At 45.5% G+C, this 16,871-nt stretch carries 15 protein-coding genes; 5 read left to right on the top strand and 10 right to left on the bottom strand.

The annotated features are described in order from the left end of the window. Positions 1 to 139: 139 nt before the first annotated feature. The 4 genes from KPL72_RS11870 to KPL72_RS11885 all read left to right on the top strand — a co-directional run bounded on the left by KPL72_RS11870 (position 140) and on the right by KPL72_RS11885 (position 3,818). Positions 140 to 1,372 carry an argininosuccinate synthase gene (locus KPL72_RS11870; protein WP_219702885.1) on the top strand — a complete coding sequence of 411 codons (1,233 nt, stop codon included), beginning with the start codon at positions 140 to 142 and terminating at the stop codon, positions 1,370 to 1,372. Positions 1,373 to 1,557: 185 nt separating this feature from the next. Continuing rightward, entirely contained in the window at positions 1,558 to 2,451 is an 894-nt protein-coding gene (locus tag KPL72_RS11875) for a ribokinase (protein WP_219702886.1), read from the top strand. 75 nt (positions 2,452 to 2,526) lie between these two features. Further along, on the top strand, positions 2,527 to 3,468 hold the full coding sequence (locus KPL72_RS11880) for a nucleoside hydrolase (protein WP_212918317.1): 942 nt from the start codon (positions 2,527 to 2,529) through the stop codon (positions 3,466 to 3,468). Positions 3,469 to 3,545: 77 nt separating this feature from the next. Beyond that, a complete protein-coding gene (locus KPL72_RS11885; RefSeq protein ID WP_219702887.1) occupies positions 3,546 to 3,818 on the top strand; it encodes an RNA recognition motif domain-containing protein in 273 nt (90 codons plus the stop codon). 46 nt (positions 3,819 to 3,864) lie between these two features. On the opposite strand, the gene KPL72_RS11890 is transcribed toward KPL72_RS11885, so the two are convergent. The 10 genes from KPL72_RS11890 to metG all read right to left on the bottom strand — a co-directional run bounded on the left by KPL72_RS11890 (position 3,865) and on the right by metG (position 15,540). Continuing rightward, a complete protein-coding gene (locus KPL72_RS11890; protein ID WP_212918319.1) occupies positions 3,865 to 4,191 on the bottom strand; it encodes a hypothetical protein in 327 nt (108 codons plus the stop codon). Positions 4,192 to 4,374: 183 nt separating this feature from the next. Then, the gene (gene aptA / locus KPL72_RS11895; RefSeq protein ID WP_219702888.1) at positions 4,375 to 5,700 is read right to left on the bottom strand and encodes an omega-aminotransferase AptA; all 1,326 of its coding nucleotides are present in this window, start codon (positions 5,698 to 5,700) and stop codon (positions 4,375 to 4,377) included. 122 nt (positions 5,701 to 5,822) lie between these two features. Then, complete coding sequence (gene nth, locus KPL72_RS11900; protein WP_212918321.1) at positions 5,823 to 6,458, bottom strand: endonuclease III; 636 nt, start codon at positions 6,456 to 6,458, stop codon at positions 5,823 to 5,825. A gap of 121 nt (positions 6,459 to 6,579) precedes the next feature. After that, positions 6,580 to 7,341 (bottom strand): electron transport complex subunit E, encoded by a 762-nt coding sequence (locus KPL72_RS11905; RefSeq protein ID WP_249411770.1) that lies wholly within the window; start codon positions 7,339 to 7,341, stop codon positions 6,580 to 6,582. Between the two features lie 15 nt (positions 7,342 to 7,356). Beyond that, positions 7,357 to 7,974 (bottom strand): electron transport complex subunit RsxG, encoded by a 618-nt coding sequence (rsxG, locus tag KPL72_RS11910; RefSeq protein WP_219702889.1) that lies wholly within the window; start codon positions 7,972 to 7,974, stop codon positions 7,357 to 7,359. Then, the gene (gene rsxD / locus KPL72_RS11915; RefSeq protein ID WP_219702890.1) at positions 7,974 to 9,032 is read right to left on the bottom strand and encodes an electron transport complex subunit RsxD; all 1,059 of its coding nucleotides are present in this window, start codon (positions 9,030 to 9,032) and stop codon (positions 7,974 to 7,976) included. Before rsxD ends, rsxG begins: the two co-directional genes overlap by 1 nt. Beyond that, positions 9,033 to 12,005: an electron transport complex subunit RsxC gene (gene rsxC, locus KPL72_RS11920; RefSeq protein ID WP_249422228.1), complete on the bottom strand. Its 2,973-nt coding sequence runs from the start codon at positions 12,003 to 12,005 to the stop codon at positions 9,033 to 9,035. Further along, positions 12,005 to 12,601: an electron transport complex subunit RsxB gene (gene rsxB / locus KPL72_RS11925; RefSeq protein WP_219702891.1), complete on the bottom strand. Its 597-nt coding sequence runs from the start codon at positions 12,599 to 12,601 to the stop codon at positions 12,005 to 12,007. Before rsxB ends, rsxC begins: the two co-directional genes overlap by 1 nt. 10 nt (positions 12,602 to 12,611) lie before the next feature. Continuing rightward, entirely contained in the window at positions 12,612 to 13,193 is a 582-nt protein-coding gene (rsxA, locus tag KPL72_RS11930; RefSeq protein WP_012069258.1) for an electron transport complex subunit RsxA, read from the bottom strand. Positions 13,194 to 13,488: 295 nt separating this feature from the next. Beyond that, a complete protein-coding gene (gene metG / locus KPL72_RS11935; RefSeq protein WP_219702892.1) occupies positions 13,489 to 15,540 on the bottom strand; it encodes a methionine--tRNA ligase in 2,052 nt (683 codons plus the stop codon). Between the two features lie 254 nt (positions 15,541 to 15,794). Here metG and apbC point away from each other — a divergent pair, with 254 nt between their 5' ends. Continuing rightward, a complete protein-coding gene (gene apbC, locus KPL72_RS11940; RefSeq protein WP_219702893.1) occupies positions 15,795 to 16,865 on the top strand; it encodes an iron-sulfur cluster carrier protein ApbC in 1,071 nt (356 codons plus the stop codon). Positions 16,866 to 16,871 lie beyond the last annotated feature (6 nt).

Here is a 16,871-nt window from a genome sequence, read left to right on the forward strand (position 1 = left end):
GCAAAACGGGGCTTTTTACTTGCTAAGCAAGAATCGAGATCTTACACTTACAGCCCCTTTTTTAAATTTTTTGCGCCGCCATGTTCTGGTTTGAAAGCACTGGTGAGGGAGCGCGAGCTCGTTGAGGAGAATAGAGATAATGTCTGACGTGAAGAAGGTAGTGCTTGCCTATTCTGGCGGCCTGGATACTTCCGTAATCGCGAAGTGGCTTCAAGAAGAGTATAACTGTGAAGTGGTTACCTTTACCGCTGATTTGGGTCAGGGTGAGGAAGTTGAACCAGCTCGTGCTAAAGCTCAAGCGTTGGGTATTAAGGAAATCTACATTGAAGATTTGCGCGAAGAATTTGTTCGCGACTTCGTTTTCCCTATGTTCCGTGCCAACACTATTTACGAAGGCGAATACCTATTAGGTACGTCTATTGCGCGTCCTTTGATCGCTAAACGCTTGATCGAGATCGCCAATGAAACAGGTGCCGATGCCATTTCTCACGGCGCAACAGGCAAAGGTAACGACCAAGTACGTTTTGAGCTTGGCGCTTACGCATTGAAACCTGGCGTTAAGGTAATTGCTCCTTGGCGTGAATGGGATCTAACGTCTCGTGAAACCCTAATGGCATACTGTGAAGAACACAAAATCCCAGTTGATTTTTCTACTAAAAAGAAAAAATCTCCTTACTCTATGGACGCTAACTTACTGCACATTTCTTTTGAAGGTGATCAGTTGGAAGATCCATGGACAGAGCCAGAAGACGACATGTGGCGTTGGTCTGTCTCTCCAGAAAATGCTCCAAACGAACCAACTTACATCGAAATTGGTTACCAGAAAGGCGATCCTATTTCTATCAATGGCGAAGCAATGTCTCCAGCAACTATCTTGGAAACATTAAACAAAGTTGGTGGCGCGAATGGTATTGGTCGTGTTGATATCGTAGAAAACCGTTTTGTTGGTATGAAAGCCCGTGGTTGCTATGAAACACCTGGTGGCACTATCATGATGAAAGCACACCGCGCGATTGAGTCTATTACTCTTGACCGTGAAGCGGCGCATTTGAAAGATGAGATGATGCCTCGTTACGCTAAATTGATCTACAACGGCTTCTGGTGGTCAGAAGAGCGTCGTATGATGCAAGCTTTGATCGACACATCTCAGAAGTATGTAAACGGTACAGTACGTCTTAAATTGTACAAAGGTAACGTAAGTGTTGTTGGTCGTCAGTCTGAAAACAGCTTGTTCGACAGCAAAATTGCTACTTTTGAAGACGATGCTGGTGCTTACGATCAGAAAGATGCAGCTGGCTTTATCAAGCTAAACGCATTACGTATGCGTATTGCCGCTCAGAAAGGTCGTGGTTTTCTAGATAGCGACAAGTAAGCACTTGTTGATTTAGAAAAATAAGCTTTCAAAAAACGCTCCATTCTTGCAGAATTGGAGCGTTTTTTATTTTTGTACACTTGGTCAGTATTCGCTGGTTAATTGACATAGCATGTCGCTTTGCAGAATGAACAGTAGAATGAAATGTGCCGATACGATGCATACTGATCTGAAGGAAGAGAATTATGACAATTTATAACTTTGGTTCGATTAACCTCGACCACCTTTATCAGCTAGATCATTTTGTTCGACCTGGCGAAACAATGGCTTCTAATAGCTATCAGTGTTTGTTGGGTGGTAAAGGAGCAAATCAATCTGTTGCACTTGCTAAAGCAGGTGCTGATGTAAAGCATGTCGGTGCGATTCATCACAGTGATCAAGCTGTTATTGATCAGTTAGAGTCCCTTGGTGTCGATACAGGTCTGATAAAGCAAATTGATGTGCCAACGGGTCATGCGATTATTCAGCTAACCAAAGAAGCAGAAAACTCGATTATTTTGTACCAAGGCGCGAACCATGCATTGACGGAAGAACAAGTTGATCAAGTTTTGTCGCAAGCAAACGCAGGTGATTGGGTATTGCTGCAAAATGAAACTAACCTTATCGAATATATCATGCGCAAAGCGCAAGAGAGCAAAGTTAAGGTTGCGTTTAACCCAGCACCAATGGACGCTGAATTAACCAAAAAAGTGCTTGGTTTTGTTGATTTATTGATTGTTAACGAAGTTGAAGCCATGGACTTAATTGGTACAACGGATATAGACAGCACTATTGAAGCGTTTCCAAAAGCTTATCCAGAATTAGAGGTGTTGATGACCCTTGGGAAAGCGGGGGTATGTTATTTCAGCGGTAATGAAAGCGTGAAGGTAAAAGCTTTTTCTGTGGATGCCCTAGATACGACAGCGGCGGGTGATACCTTTATTGGTTTCTGCTTGTCTTCCATCATGAATGGCGAAGACATGAAGCAAGCCATTACTCGTGCCTGCGCAGCTTCTGCTATTTGCGTTACTCGTTTGGGTGCAGCGTCATCTATACCGACACAAGATGAAGTGACGGCTTTTCTTGCCAAAAACAGTTAGCTAAAAAGAATTCGCTAAGAATGCTTAGCCAGAAATACATAGCCAACAATGAATAGTTAAAAGAGGAACAAAAACATGGCTCGTAAGATTATTATTGATACGGATCCAGGCATAGATGATGCAATGGCGATCTTCTTCGCCTTTCAAGCGCCACAGCTTGATGTATTGGGTCTAACCACGACGTTTGGTAATGTGTCTGTGGATTTGGCAACACAAAACGCCATCACTTTAACTGAGATCGCGAAAGTAAGCGTACCAGTTGCCAAAGGTGTAGCGGTACCAAGTAAGATTGCACCACGTCCACACCCAGATTTTGTTCATGGTAAAGATGGTTTCGGTAACATTGATTGGCCGGCACCAAAAGGTAAGGCAATCGAGAAAAGCGCGGCGCAGTTTATCGTTGATACCGTGCGTGAATTTCCGGGTGAAGTCACCATTATCGCTCTTGGGCCACTAGGCAACTTGGCAAAAGCGTTAGAGCTTGATCCTGAAGTGGCAAATCTGGTTGACGAAGTGGTTCTTATGGGTGGTACTGCAATTGAATACGGTAACGTGTCGCCTGTTGCAGAAGCCAATATCATGAATGACCCACATGCGGCAGACAAAGTTTTCACCGCAGCGTGGCAAGTGACTATGATTGGTTTAGATGTTACTCATCAGGTGTTATTAGACAATTCTGTATTAGAGCGTATTAAGAAAGCCAATCCGACGGAAGGTGGTTTCTTGTACGATTGTGCTCAGCATTATATTAATTTCTACAGTAGTCGTTTTGATATGGATGGTTGCTACTTCCATGATGCATCAACCATTGCTTATGTAATGGACCCAAGTATTTTTGGTGTTGAGTTGGGAGCGGTGCGTGTTGCTTGCGAAGGCATTGGTATCGGTCAAACGATTTTTGCGCCTCAAGGCATGAGCTTCCCAGAGCCTCATTGGAGCGATGTGCCAATGACGCAGGTTTGTATGGAAGTCGACAGTGAAAAATTGTTGGCCTTGTTTGAGACAACCTTGTCTTAAACCGTTAGAATGGCGCAATCAAACTTGAAGGCATGGTAAGTAACTTCCATGCCTTTTTTATTTATAAAGAGAAAAATATGAAATTATTAGTAAGAAACCTTGCCCGTAACACTACGGAAGACGAATTGAGAAGCTTGTTTGCCGTTCACGGTACTTTGCAGTCTTGTACGATTGTTATGGACAAAGAAACAGGCGAATCTAAAGGCTTTGCGTTTGTTGAAATGCCAAAAGTGGGCGAAGCGAAAGTCGCGATCAAAACACTGAATGGCATGGACGTAGATGGTTCTAAAATTCGCGTGAAGAAAGCGGAAGAGACAGCGAAAAAAGCGGATAGTAACGACGCAGAGTAAAATACACGCCTAGTTATCCGCTATCCTAGCTTGTCACTGCTATGAGCTAGGAATGAGCGTCTGCGAACTCTTTGATAAAGGCAAGATCTTTGTCTGATATAGTGTGATAAACGAGTTTAAAATAATGTTTATTATGCTCGTTAAACACATCCAGTTGTGGGTCACACAATGCTTTGATTGTGGCTGTTTTCCCTTCATGAATTGCCTTTAGCTCTACTTTAACTAATTTTGATCCATGTAGACCGTCTGGTGCTTCTACCTCTAGCATTTTTGTAGATATGTGCGTGCAATGAATTGGCATGATAGTTCCATTGGTTAGGTATAGGGAACCGGTCCAAAAGCAGCGAACATAAGGTGAGTGTGTAATAGACATTGGTTTTATCCTTTACTGGGTGAAGATCCAAGGTCATTGATGACTCTTCTAGGACAGCCATTATAGTGCAAGATTACAGGTTAGAGATAGCTAGAAAAAATTGATGTGAATCAAGATGTTGCTGTGAACTTACCAACAACATCTTGATTATAGAAAAGTATTACGAAGATAATTGAGAGGCTTTTATCTTTGTTGCTTAATTGTCTCGCCTAGGGCATTGACTAGGCTGTCAATCTCGGACTGCTCTGTTGTGAAGGGTGGTGCTAATTGAATAGTGTCGGCACCATAACGTACATAGTAACCTTTGTCCCACATTGCCATGGCGATTTGGAAGGGACGCTTAGCTGGTTCACCATCTATTGGTGCAATGGTGATGCCTGCCGCAAATCCATAGTTACGAATGTCAGTGATCATAGGGCTAGCGTCTTTAAGTTGATGTACGCTGTCCTCCCAGACCGAACTCATGCTGCTAACTCGTTCAATCAAACCTTGTTTCTTTATCTCACTAAGAGATGCTAAGCCAGCTGCGCAGGCAATAGGGTGAGCCGAATAGGTGTAGCCATGAGGAATTTCCAGCATGTAGTCTGGGCCGCCGTTATCCATGAAGGTATCGTAGATCTCCTGTTTGAAAGCTACAGCGCCCATTGGAATAACACCATTGGTTACTTGCTTTGCCATGGTAATCACATCAGGCGTCACCCCAAAAGCTTCTGCACCGGTTTTTGCGCCCATGCGACCAAAAGCGGTAATCACTTCATCAAAGATAAGCAAAATATTGTGCTGATCACAGATTTCACGCAAACGCTGCAAATACCCTTTTGGTGGAACGATAACGCCAGCGGAGCCAGACATAGGTTCAACAATGACTGCCGCAATGTTAGACGCATCGTGCATCATGATTAGGTTAAGCAAATCTTCAGCGCGTTCTTTGCCTTGTTCGGCCATGCCTTTAGAAAATTCGCTGCCCGGAACTTGGGTGTGAGGTAAGTGATAAGATTCTAAGCCTTGACCATAAAGCGTACGGTTCGCAGGAATACCGCCGACGCTGAAGCCTGAAATCCCCGCACCATGATAACCTTTAGCACGACCGATAAATTTAGTCTTAGTGCCCATGCCTTTTTTACGCCAGTAAGCACGCGCCACTTTTAACGCTGTATCAACGGATTCGGAGCCCGAACCCGTGAAGAAAATGCGGTTTAAACCAGCAGGCATAAACTCGGTAATTTGCTCTGCTAACAAGAAAGACTTCTCGTGACCGAATTGAAACGCAGGGGAGTAATCGAGGGTCTTAACTTGCTCAGCCACCGCTTCATTTATTGCTGGGTTGCTATGTCCTAAACCGCAAGTCCATAAACCAGAAAGCCCGTCAAAAATCTTTCTACCATCACTGTCAGTGTAATAATTTCCTGCGGCAGAGGTAATAATGCGAGGATCTTTTTTAAATTGGCGGTTGCCTGTGTAGGCCATCCAATGGGCATCAAGCTGGGCTTGGGTTAAACGGTGACTCATGGCATTCTCCCTCTAAAAAGTGAAATCTTAATAGAGTAAGAATGCCGAGCTAGAAAGGTTTAATAAATGTGATGTTATTTAATTTTAGGTTAGTCTTTAGTTAACTAAAAAAAGTTGGATAATTAAGTTGAGGTTTTGTCTTTGTATTCACACAAATCTTCAATAATACAGGCATCGCATTTAGGCTTGCGAGCGACACAGATGTAACGACCGTGAAGTATCATCCAGTGATGCGCATCCAAAAGAAATTCCTTCGGAACAAACTTCAACAGCTTCATTTCCACTTCTAAAACATTTTTGCCCGGCGCGACTTTTGTTCGATTACCAAAGCGGAAGATATGCGTATCAACGGCCATGGCCACTTGTCGAAATGCCGTGTTTAGAACCACATTGGCGGTTTTACGGCCAACCCCTGGTAGGGCTTCCAGCTCTTCGCGCGTTTCAGGTACGACGCTGTTGTGTTTTTCGATCAGGATTTTGCAGGTCTTGATGGCGTTTTCGGCTTTGGCGTTGAACAGACCAATAGTTTTGATGTAGCTTTTTAGGCCATCAACACCAAGCGCCAGCATGGTTTCTGGCGTATTGGCGACAGGGAAAAGCTTTCGTGTGGCTTTATTGACGCTAACGTCCGTAGCTTGTGCTGAAAACAGCACCGCAATCAAAAGCTCAAAAGGCGAGCTGTATTCCAGCTCGGTTACGGGATTTGGGTTTTCAGCTCGTAAGCGAGAAAAAATCTCGTAGCGCTTCTCTTTGTTCAAAATAAATTGCCTTTGTTCATTTTTTAACCCCCTCCCAGCCTCCTCCTTGGCGGGGGGAGGAGCTTAGAGCTTTTTTGTTCCTTCCCCCTTAGCAGGAGGGAGGAGAACAGAATTTGTAGAGTTAACTAACTTGCCCAGTCACCCGCACACGTTTTGAGGCACTTGGGCCGTCTTTGGCCTTTTGTTCTGCAACGCGTTTTTTCTCGCGTTCGTCTAGATAGTTCTTACCCGCGATCAATAAGCCTAAACCAATAAAGGCACCCGGTGGTAATACGGCAAACAATACATTTGGGTAGTTTTCGAAAACGGTGATTTTCCAATGGATAGCCATATCGCCGAACAACAACTGCATATCTGAAAACAATGTGCCTTGTCCGATTAGTTCACGCATGGCGCCCAAGGTGACAAGGATAAACATGAAGCCCAAGCCCATCATAAAACCATCTAGCGCTGAAGGCAGCACAGGGTTGCGGCTGGCAAAAGCGTCAGCACGGCCAAGGATTGCACAGTTGGTTACGATTAGAGGAATGAAAATCCCCAAAATCTGATAAAGCTCATAGGTGTAAGCCTGCATTATCAATTCGATACAGGTGGTAAACGAGGCGATGATCATGACAAAAGCAGGTAGGCGAACCGCATCGGCAACGTAGTTACGAATTAGGGAAACCGCAATGTTGGAACCTATTAAAACCACCATGGTAGCCAACCCAAGACCTAATGCGTTGACGACAGTACTGGTCACCGCCAACATAGGACATAAGCCAAGTAATTGAACTAAAGCTGGGTTGTTTTTCCAAATGCCGTTGTAAATGATTTCTGCGTAATTGGCGCTTGGTTTACTCTCTTCTTGAGTAGCGTCACTGGTTACTGTTTCTGCGCTCATTTTCATTTGGCTATCCTAATACGCTAGCAGCGTATCTTTGTGTTGATCAAAATAAATAAGAGTGTTCTTTACGGCACGAACCACGGCACGAGGTGTGATCGTTGCACCTGTGAATTGGTCAAAATCGCCACCGTCTTTTTTCACGCCCCAGCCTTTTAGGCCTGGATTATCTAACGATTTGTTAGCAAAGCTTAATATCCATTTGGACTTTTTAAGATCCACCTTGTCGCCAAGTCCAGGTGTTTCTTTGTGGCTAATGACTCGGCTACCAGTGACTACGCCGTTTTTATCAATGGCAATGAGCATGTCTAAATTGCCGTTATAGCCGCGCGGGGCGATGGTCTCGAAAATGATGCCAGAGACTTCGCCATTCTTACGGGCGATGTGGATTTTTATACCTTCTTCGCTACCTAATAAAGGATCAGCTGGCAAAATGGCAGTGTCTTTGGTTAAGTCGTTATCGTATAAATTGGCTGGTAAGATTTCGTTAAAAGCAGAAATTTGCGCATCCAAAATATTGTTCTTAATGGTGTGATCTGTCAGCTGATGGGTGATGGCAATGAGGCCAGCAGTCAACACCGCGAAGATAGCCAAACCAAGACTATTACGACGAATAGAGGCGAACAATTCCATTAGTTATCCTCCCCAATTTTTAAGCCGGTTTTGGCTTTTTTATGACCATAGGTTCTGGGTTGTGTGTAGTAATCGATTAATGGTGCCGCGAAGTTCATTAGCAATACGCCAAACGCCACGCCATCAGGATAACCGCCCCAAGAGCGAATGATGTAAATCAAGATGCCAATGCCCGCGCCATAAATCAGTTTGCCGCGATTACTGGTGCAAGAAGACACAGGATCGGTAGCAATAAAGAAGGCACCAAACATGGCGGCGCCAGTGGTTAGGTGGAAAAATGGCGTTGCCGTGTTGCTAGGATCAAATAAATGGAATGCGCCAGACATTACTAACAAAGCACCTAACAATGCCACAGGCGTGTGCCAAGTAATAATACGCAACCAAATCAGAGCAAGACCACCCACAAGGTAAGCCAAGTTCACCCAAAGCCAACTGTTTAGGCTTGGGCCTTGTAGCGCTGCAATGCTGTTAAAAGCTGCTTGGGTGTCTAATAAATCTTTGTGTTTGAAGCCATCTAATGGCGTTGCCATGGTGTAGCTATCGATCACGGGTAAGTGATGGAAAATAGCTTGCAAGCTCTGTATGAAAGACAGGGTTTCACCAGCAGGAATCATGCTTTGCACACCAAGCCATTGGCTCATAGGTACAGGAAAAGACACCAATACAATGGCATAACCGACCATAGCAGGGTTGAATGGGTTATTGCCCAAGCCGCCATAAAGCTGTTTGGCAAAAATAATAGCAAAGGCGACTGCTGTCACGGTTACCCACCAAGGCACAACGGGAGGCAAAGCAACGCCTAACAACACCGCAGTTAATAGCGCACTGTAATCTTTTAAGAAGAAGCCGACAGAGCGACGACGAATCGCCAAAATAGCCGCTTCACTTAATAGTGCCGTGATGCAGGCAATCATTAGGTTGATTAGCGTGCCCCAGCCAAATAGCCAAGTCTGTACGACTATGCCAGGAATGGTCGCTAAAATGACCATCTGCATCACCCAAGAGGTGCGACGTCCTGCACGTTGTGTGTGGGGGGAGGTGATCCTCAATAATGCCATTTAACGATTCTCTTGCATGTTGGTTTGCGAATGAATAAGTTTTTCTAACAAGGTTTCGGCGCTCTGCAGACGTTGCTCAGTAGCGGCAATCTCTTGATTGATGCTATCGGCGTCTTCAGGCGAGTTTTCTAAACGCTTGTTGAGCTTGTTAATTTGCGCTTTGGCGAGCGCGACAGCGATTTTTTCTTTCTTGATCTGCGTTGTCAAATCCATTTCTGGTTCAACTTTGGCTTCGCTGTCAGCAGCAGCTGTTTTCTCTACAGGCGTAGAAACGGAAGTAGCTGATGTGCTTTCTTCTGCTTCAAGCGCGGCTAGCTTTTGTTGTGCTTCAATGAGCTTTTTAGGCCACTCCGATGCCTCTATCTCGCTTTCGTCTTTGCCTTGCTCTTTTAAAAGCTGAATATTTTTCTCGGCTTTCTTGATACCGGCCTTAGCAATAGCTAGGTCTATCTTGCGTTTTTTAGCGGCATCTGCATCGACGTTTTCCGTGGCTACTGGTGTGGATGGCGCACTGGCTTCTGTTGTCGCAGGAGATTTAGTGGTTTCTGCTGCCTGTTCTTTCTCAAGTGCGGCGAGTTTATCCTGTGCTTCTTTTAGTTTGCTTGGCCATTCAGAAGCATTGATTTCAGCTTCGTCTTTGCCTTGCTCTTTTAGAAGCTGAATATTTTTCTCGGCTTTTTTAACGCCTGCTTTGGCGATGGCAAGATCAATTTTGCGTTTCTTCGCTGCATCGGCATCAAGATTCGCGGCGGTTGGCTCTGCTTTAGCCGCCGCAACTTTTGGCGCCGTTGTTTCTGGATTAGCTAAGGCTTTTTCCAGCTCATCAGCTCGTTGTTGCGCTTCTTGCAACTGCTGGCGAATAGACTCGATTTCTGGTGCTTGAATTTCTTCGGCTTTCTTCAAGGCTTTTTCGACTTTTTTCACCGCCGCTTTGGCAATGGCAGCATCGATTTTTAGCTTTTTCAATTCATCACTAATCACGGCTTTTGGTTCAGCTGCTGCCGTATTTGCGCTTGGCTGAGTGTTTTCGCTTAGCTTGCTGACTGTGTCTTGCGCGGCTTTTAGATCGGTTTCAAAAGCGCTGATCTTGTCTTTCAGCTCTTGATCATCTGGTGTTTCGCTAAGCTGCTTTTGTAGTTTCTTCAGTTTCACGCCAATCAAGGCTACATCGACTTTGGCTTTTTTCAGCTCGTCGCTAACCGGCGCAGGGCTTGCCTTGGCGGTATTTTCTACTGGAGCGACAGGCGCCGCGCTAGGAACTTGCGCAAGCTGCTCTTCTAGTGATGCGATAGCTTTTTCTTGATCAGTGACTTGCAGTTGCAAGCTGTTGATCTCTTCCACGTGTTCGTTTTCTTGCGCTTCAAGCAGCTGTTTTTGTAGCTTCTTCAACTTGGATTTGCCAATGGCGATATCGACCTTGAGCTTTTTCGATTCGTCATTGCTTGCCGGTGCAGCAGTGGCCGTTGGAGCCGCTTTTGCTGGTGCGGCTTTTTTCGCATCGGTTGCTTTGCTTGATGTCGCTTTTTGACGAGCAAGACGTTTGGCTTCTTTCTCCGCGGCCTCTGCGTCTTGACGAGCTTTACGCGCTTCAAAACGTTGCTTGGCTAAGTCTGATTTCACATTGGCTTCGCGAGCTTCACGGATGCTGCTCTTGGAATGACGATAATATTGCACCAGCGGAATGCTGCTTGGACAAACATAAGAGCAAGCGCCACATTCGATGCAATCAAACAAGTTGTGGTGTTCGGCTTTTTCGAACTCTTGGCTTTTGCTGAACCAAAGCAATTGCTGAGGTAGCAAACTAGCAGGGCAGGCTTGTTCACACATGCCGCAACGAATGCAGGCTTGTTCAGGTGCTGGTGGCGGAAGTTCTTTTTTGCTGGCCGCTAAGATGCAGTTGCTGGTTTTAACAATCGGCACAGCCGCTGAATCTAAGGTGTAGCCCATCATTGGACCGCCCATGATCAGACGGCTGAGTTTTTTCTGTTCAGAGTCGGCGTAATCCAATAAATGCGCAACTGGAGTGCCAAGTAGCACTTCGACGTTTTGCGGATTTTTTAATGCGTCACCGGTCAATGTGGTGAAGCGTGAAATCAAAGGCTTACCCAGTGTGATAGCGTCGTGAACCGCAACACAGGTACCGACGTTTTGACACAAAATGCCGATGTCCGCTGGATATTGACCGCTTGGGACTTCTTTACCCGTTAATAGCTGGATTAATTGTTTCTCGCCACCAGACGGGTATTTAGTCGGCACCACGGCAAGTTGAATCTTGCTATTGCGCTTGGTGAGTAGCGACTTTAGTGCGGCGATGGCTGTCGGTTTATTGTCTTCAATACCAATGACAACGTTATCGGCTTCTACAAGATGTTGAAGTATCTCGATGCCTAATACCAACTCTAGCGTTTTTTCACGAATCAGCATGTCATCGGCGGTGATGTAAGGTTCACATTCTGCCGCGTTAACAATGAAGTGCGTTAGTGGGTTTTTGTGTGCACCTTGTAACTTCACTTGAGTTGGAAAGCCTGCGCCGCCCATGCCGATGATGCCCATTTCAGACAAATACGCCAGCACGTCAGTTTTGCTAATGTCTTGCCAATTGCTTAATGGCTCAAGTTTTGTCCAGGTTTCATTACCGTCTGGGATGAGGATAATACAAAGGTCGCTTAAACCAGATGGATGGGCAATTAGGCGCTCTTCAATAGCAGCAATGGTGCCAGAGGTTGGTGCATGTAAAAAGCTGCTTAAAAAGCCATTGTTAATGGCAATGGTTTCGCCTTTTAGTACCTTGTCACCCACTTTTACTAGAGGGCGAGAGCTTTGACCAATATGTTGTCCAAGCGGCAAAATAAGCTCACTCGGTAGGCTTGGTCTGCCCAAAGGTAATTGCAACGATTGCGCTTTGTTTTCCGGTGGATGAATGCCGCCGTGAAAAGAAAAAACGTTTGCTGTTTGCATGTTTACTGCTGACATTAGTGTGCAACCTCCGCTTGGCGGTCGGTGGCAATAATGTTTAACGAGGTTGCCGCGATACCCTGCGGTTTGTCCCAAGACCAAGTTTTCGCTGTCACGCCTACTTCTACCATATCAATACAATCTACAGGACAAGGCTCGACACAAAGGTCGCAGCCTGTGCATTCGTCCGCTATGACGGTGTGCATTTGCTTTGCTGCACCTAAAATCGCGTCTACAGGGCAGGCTTGAATGCACTTGGTGCAGCCGATGCACTCGTCTTCACGAATGACAGCCACACGCTTTGCGCTTTCTGCACCGTGATCGCCATCTAACGGAACCGCTTCTACATCCAATAAGTCGGCTAAGGCTTGGATTGTTGCTTGTCCGCCTGGTGGGCAATGGTTAATGGCTTCGCCGTTCGCAATGGCTTCTGCATAAGGGCGACAACCTGGATGACCGCATTGGCCACACTGGGTTTGTGGAAGAAGAGCATCGATTTGGTCAACAATTGGATCGCCTTCCACGTGAAAGCGTACATTGGCATAACCCAAGATTGCGCCGAAAATAAGCGATAAAAGTACTAAGATGGCGATAGCGAGTAAAACAGTAAACATCGTCTGGCTCCTAAATCTGCACGAGGGCGGTGAAGCCCATAAAAGCGAGAGCCATAAGACCTGCGGTAATCATACCGATGGCAGAGCCTTTAAAAACAGTCGGTACATCTGCAACGTTAATTCGTTCGCGCATAGCAGAGAACAGAATTAATACGAAGGAGAAACCCACCGCAGCGCCAAAGCCGTAAAGGATAGATTCAACAAAGCCGTTTTGTTTGCTGATGTTTTGCAGTGCCACACCCAAAACCGCACAGTTTGTGGTGATCAAGGGCAAGAAAATCCCCAATACGCGATAAAGCAGAGGGCTGGTTTTATGGACAACCATTTCGGTGAACTGTACAACCACCGCAATCACCAAAATAAAGGAAATGGTTTGCAGGTATTCAAGTCCAAATGGCTGAAGTATGTAGGTATAAGTGAGATAGCTACATAGGCTAGACAATGTCAAAACAAAAGTCGTGGCCATCGCCATGCCAATAGAGGTTTCTAGTTTCCCAGACACGCCCATGAAAGGGCATAGGCCCAGAAACTGTACCAATACAAAGTTGTTAACCAAAATGGTACTGACCAGTATCAGGAGATATTCAGTCATCTCAAATCCAAAGTATGTGGTGAATATTGTGTGGTTTTAGACACCTTTAGACAAAAGTATCTTTGAGCGTAACTATACCAATCTGCTTATAACTAACAAGACTAAAGCTTTTGTATTTCTAGTCCGATTTAGTATATAGATAATAAGTTATGCTTATATAAGTTCGATTTATGTTTCTTTATTAATGCCAATGCCCACCTTATTAAGAATGTTTCTTATTAACTAAGGTGAGCATTGGTTTCTCATGCAATTTTTAGAGCTACCAAGAGGTGCTCTGTTGTTTGCTGAATAGTTGTTACATCACGCGTTGGCCTGGTTTCGCACCTGCATGAGGTTCCAGTAGGTAAATTTCTTCGCCACCAGGGCCTGCTGCTAATACCATGCCTTCTGACATGCCAAACTTCATTTTGCGTGGAGCAAGGTTGGCAACCATCACAGTATGTTTGCCTTCTAAGTCTTCTGGCTTATAAGCTGACTTGATACCAGAGAACACGGTGCGAGTTTCGCCACCGATGTCCAATGTCAGTTTTAGTAGCTTATTGGCTTTTTCAACGTGCTCGGCTTTGACGATCAAGGCGATACGTAAGTCAACTTTCGCGAAGTCATCAAAATTGATTTCTGCTTCAATAGGTTCTTTGCTTAGTTCAGTTTCTATTTGAGCGGGTTGAGCGGCTGCTTTCGCTGCGGCTTCTGCCGCCGCTTCTAGCTTGCCTTCTTCGATGATGGCATCAATTTGTGTTTGCTCAATACGACCCATTAGCGGTTTAAAGGTATTCACCGTACGACCAAACAACAATTCGCTGCGGTTGTCCCAAGTTAGTTCTTTGCCAAGGAAAGCTTCAGCCTCTGCCACCATGTTTGGCATAACTGGTTTCAAATAAGTAGCCAAGATGCTGAATAAATTCAAGGCAACAGTACAAACGTCTTGAACTTTCGGTAATGTCGCTTCATCTTTTGCCAATACCCAAGGTGCTTGCACGGCAATGTATTCGTTTGCCACATCAGCAAGGCGCATCACTTCACGAATCGCTTTACCGTATTCACGGCTTTCAAAGTGATCAGCAATCACTTCACCAGCATCGATGAAAGATTGAATCATTTCCTCTTCGCTCACTTTGCTGGCTAATTGACCGTCGAATTTCTTGCTGATGAAGCTCGCTGTGCGGCTAGCAATGTTAACCACTTTGCCAACAACGTCAGAGTTAACGCGTTGTAAGAAATCACCTAAGTTAAGATCGATATCGTCAACACGAGAGTTCAGTTTGGCTGCATAGTAGTAACGCAAGTATTGCGGATCCAAATGCTTCAAGTAAGTACGGGCTTTAATAAAAGTGCCACGTGACTTAGACATTTTTTCGCCGTCAACGGTTACATAGCCGTGTGCGTTCACCGCTGTCGGTGTGCGGTAGCCTGCACAGTCCAACATCGCAGGCCAGAACAAAGCGTGGAAATTGATGATGTCTTTACCGATGAAGTGGTAAAGCTCAGCGTTAGAGTCTTTGCCCCAGTAATCATCAAACTCTAAACCTTCCGTACGATCACACAGGTTTTTAAAGCTCGCCATGTAACCAATCGGTGCGTCTAGCCAAACGTAGAAATATTTGCCCGGCGCGTCTGGGATTTCAAAACCAAAGTAAGGTGCATCACGGCTGATGTCCCACTCTTTTAGGCCAGAATCCAACCATTCAGATAGCTTGTTAGCCACTTGCTCTTGCAAGGTGCCGCTGCGCGTCCATTTTGCTAGGAAGTCTTGGAAATCTGGCAATTTGAAGAAATAATGCTCAGAGTCTTTTTCAATCGGCGTCGCACCAGAGTAAACAGAGCGCGGATTGATCATTTCCATTGGCGTGTAAGTTGCAGAACAGACTTCACAGTTGTCGCCGTATTGATCTTCTGCTTTACACTTAGGACAAGTTCCCTTAATGAAACGATCCGCAAGGAACATCTCTTTTTCAGGGTCGTACGCTTGTACTATAGAACGAACAGCGATTTTGCCATTGTCACGAAGGGCTTTGTAGATGCTGTTTGAGAATTCGCGGTTTTCTTCAGAATGCGTTGAATGGTAATTATCGTAACCAATCAGGAAGTCATTAAAGTCTGCCATGTGCTCTTGGCGAACACCTTCGATCAACTCTTCTGATGTGATGCCATTTTGCGCAGCTTTGATCATAATCGCCGTGCCGTGAGCGTCATCCGCACACACTGCTGTACAAAGATGGCCGCGCATTTTTTGAAAACGCACCCAGATATCTGTTTGGATGTGTTCCAGCATATGCCCCAAATGGATAGAACCATTGGCATAAGGAAGGGCGCTGGTGACTAAAATTTTGCGTTGCGTTTGTGCCATTTTTGATAAGCCTGCTGGATTAAAAAAGGTCGGGTATTCTATCAATAATTAGGCGTAGATGACGAATAAATAAAGCGCCTAAAGGATAGATAGTCTAAGAAAAGCGACATTATAAGACCCAATCTTCCATGTGCAAGGGCTTGTCTTCTTCCATAGCTCTGCTTTTCTGGTTTCTGGGCTTGCTTTTCTGCAATTTGCCCCCAAACTTGGCTCAACATTAAAAGATTTACATTACGCCTTACAAGGATCCCCCTATGTTAACTGATGCCCAACTACAGGCGACTTTAGAAAACCTTATTGATGATAATAGCGGCCAACCTTATGGTGCTGTTTGGAACGTCGTAGCAGATGATAATCGCGTTCATGTCACCTTGATGCTTGGCTACCCAGCGCAAAAACAACAAGCTCAACTAGAAGACAAGATCAAAGAGCTCTTGGACGATTCTCGCAACTTGGTGCTAGACATCGACTTTCAAGTCAAAAGCCACGCGACTCAAGGCAACATCGCAGGGCTAAAAGGCGTGAAGAACATTATTGCCGTGGCGTCTGGCAAAGGCGGCGTGGGTAAATCCACTACCACGGTTAACCTTGCCCTTGCCATGGCAAAAGAGGGCGCTCGCGTTGGTATTCTAGATGCGGATATCTACGGCCCAAGCCAAGGCATGTTGCTCGGCTTCGCCGAAGGTACTCGTCCTCAAGTTCGTGAAGACAAATTCTTTGTGCCGCCAACTGCGTTTGGCGTGCAAGTCATGTCTATGGCGTTTCTGACCACTAAAGACACGCCAGTTGCATGGCGTGGTCCTATGGTGACAGGCGCCTTGATGCAGATCCTAACGCAAACCGATTGGGATAACCTTGATTACCTATTTATCGACATGCCACCTGGTACAGGCGACATTCAACTGACGCTGGCGCAAAAAGTCCCAGTGGCAGGTTCCGTCATTGTGACAACACCGCAAGACATCGCTTTGCTGGATGCTCGTCGCGGAATCGAAATGTTCAACAAGGTCAAAATTCCTGTGTTGGGCGTGGTTGAAAACATGTCGACGCATATTTGCTCCAACTGCGGTCATCACGAAGCCATCTTTGGTGACGAAGGTGGCGCGAGCCTAGCAAAAGAATACGATGTTAATGTATTGGGTAAACTACCACTCAGCCTAGCGATCCGTGAACAGAGTGATGCTGGCCGACCAATCGTGGTAAATGCCCCAGAAAGTGATACTGCAAGCATTTATCAGTCGATTGCACGCAAGCTTGGTGCTACCCTTGCATCCCAACAAAATGAACAAACAGCGATGCCTATTATTGGCATGAGCGACGATTGAGGAAAA

This window comes from Marinomonas lutimaris (assembly GCF_019426345.1).
GTDB lineage: Bacteria > Pseudomonadota > Gammaproteobacteria > Pseudomonadales > Marinomonadaceae > Marinomonas > Marinomonas lutimaris.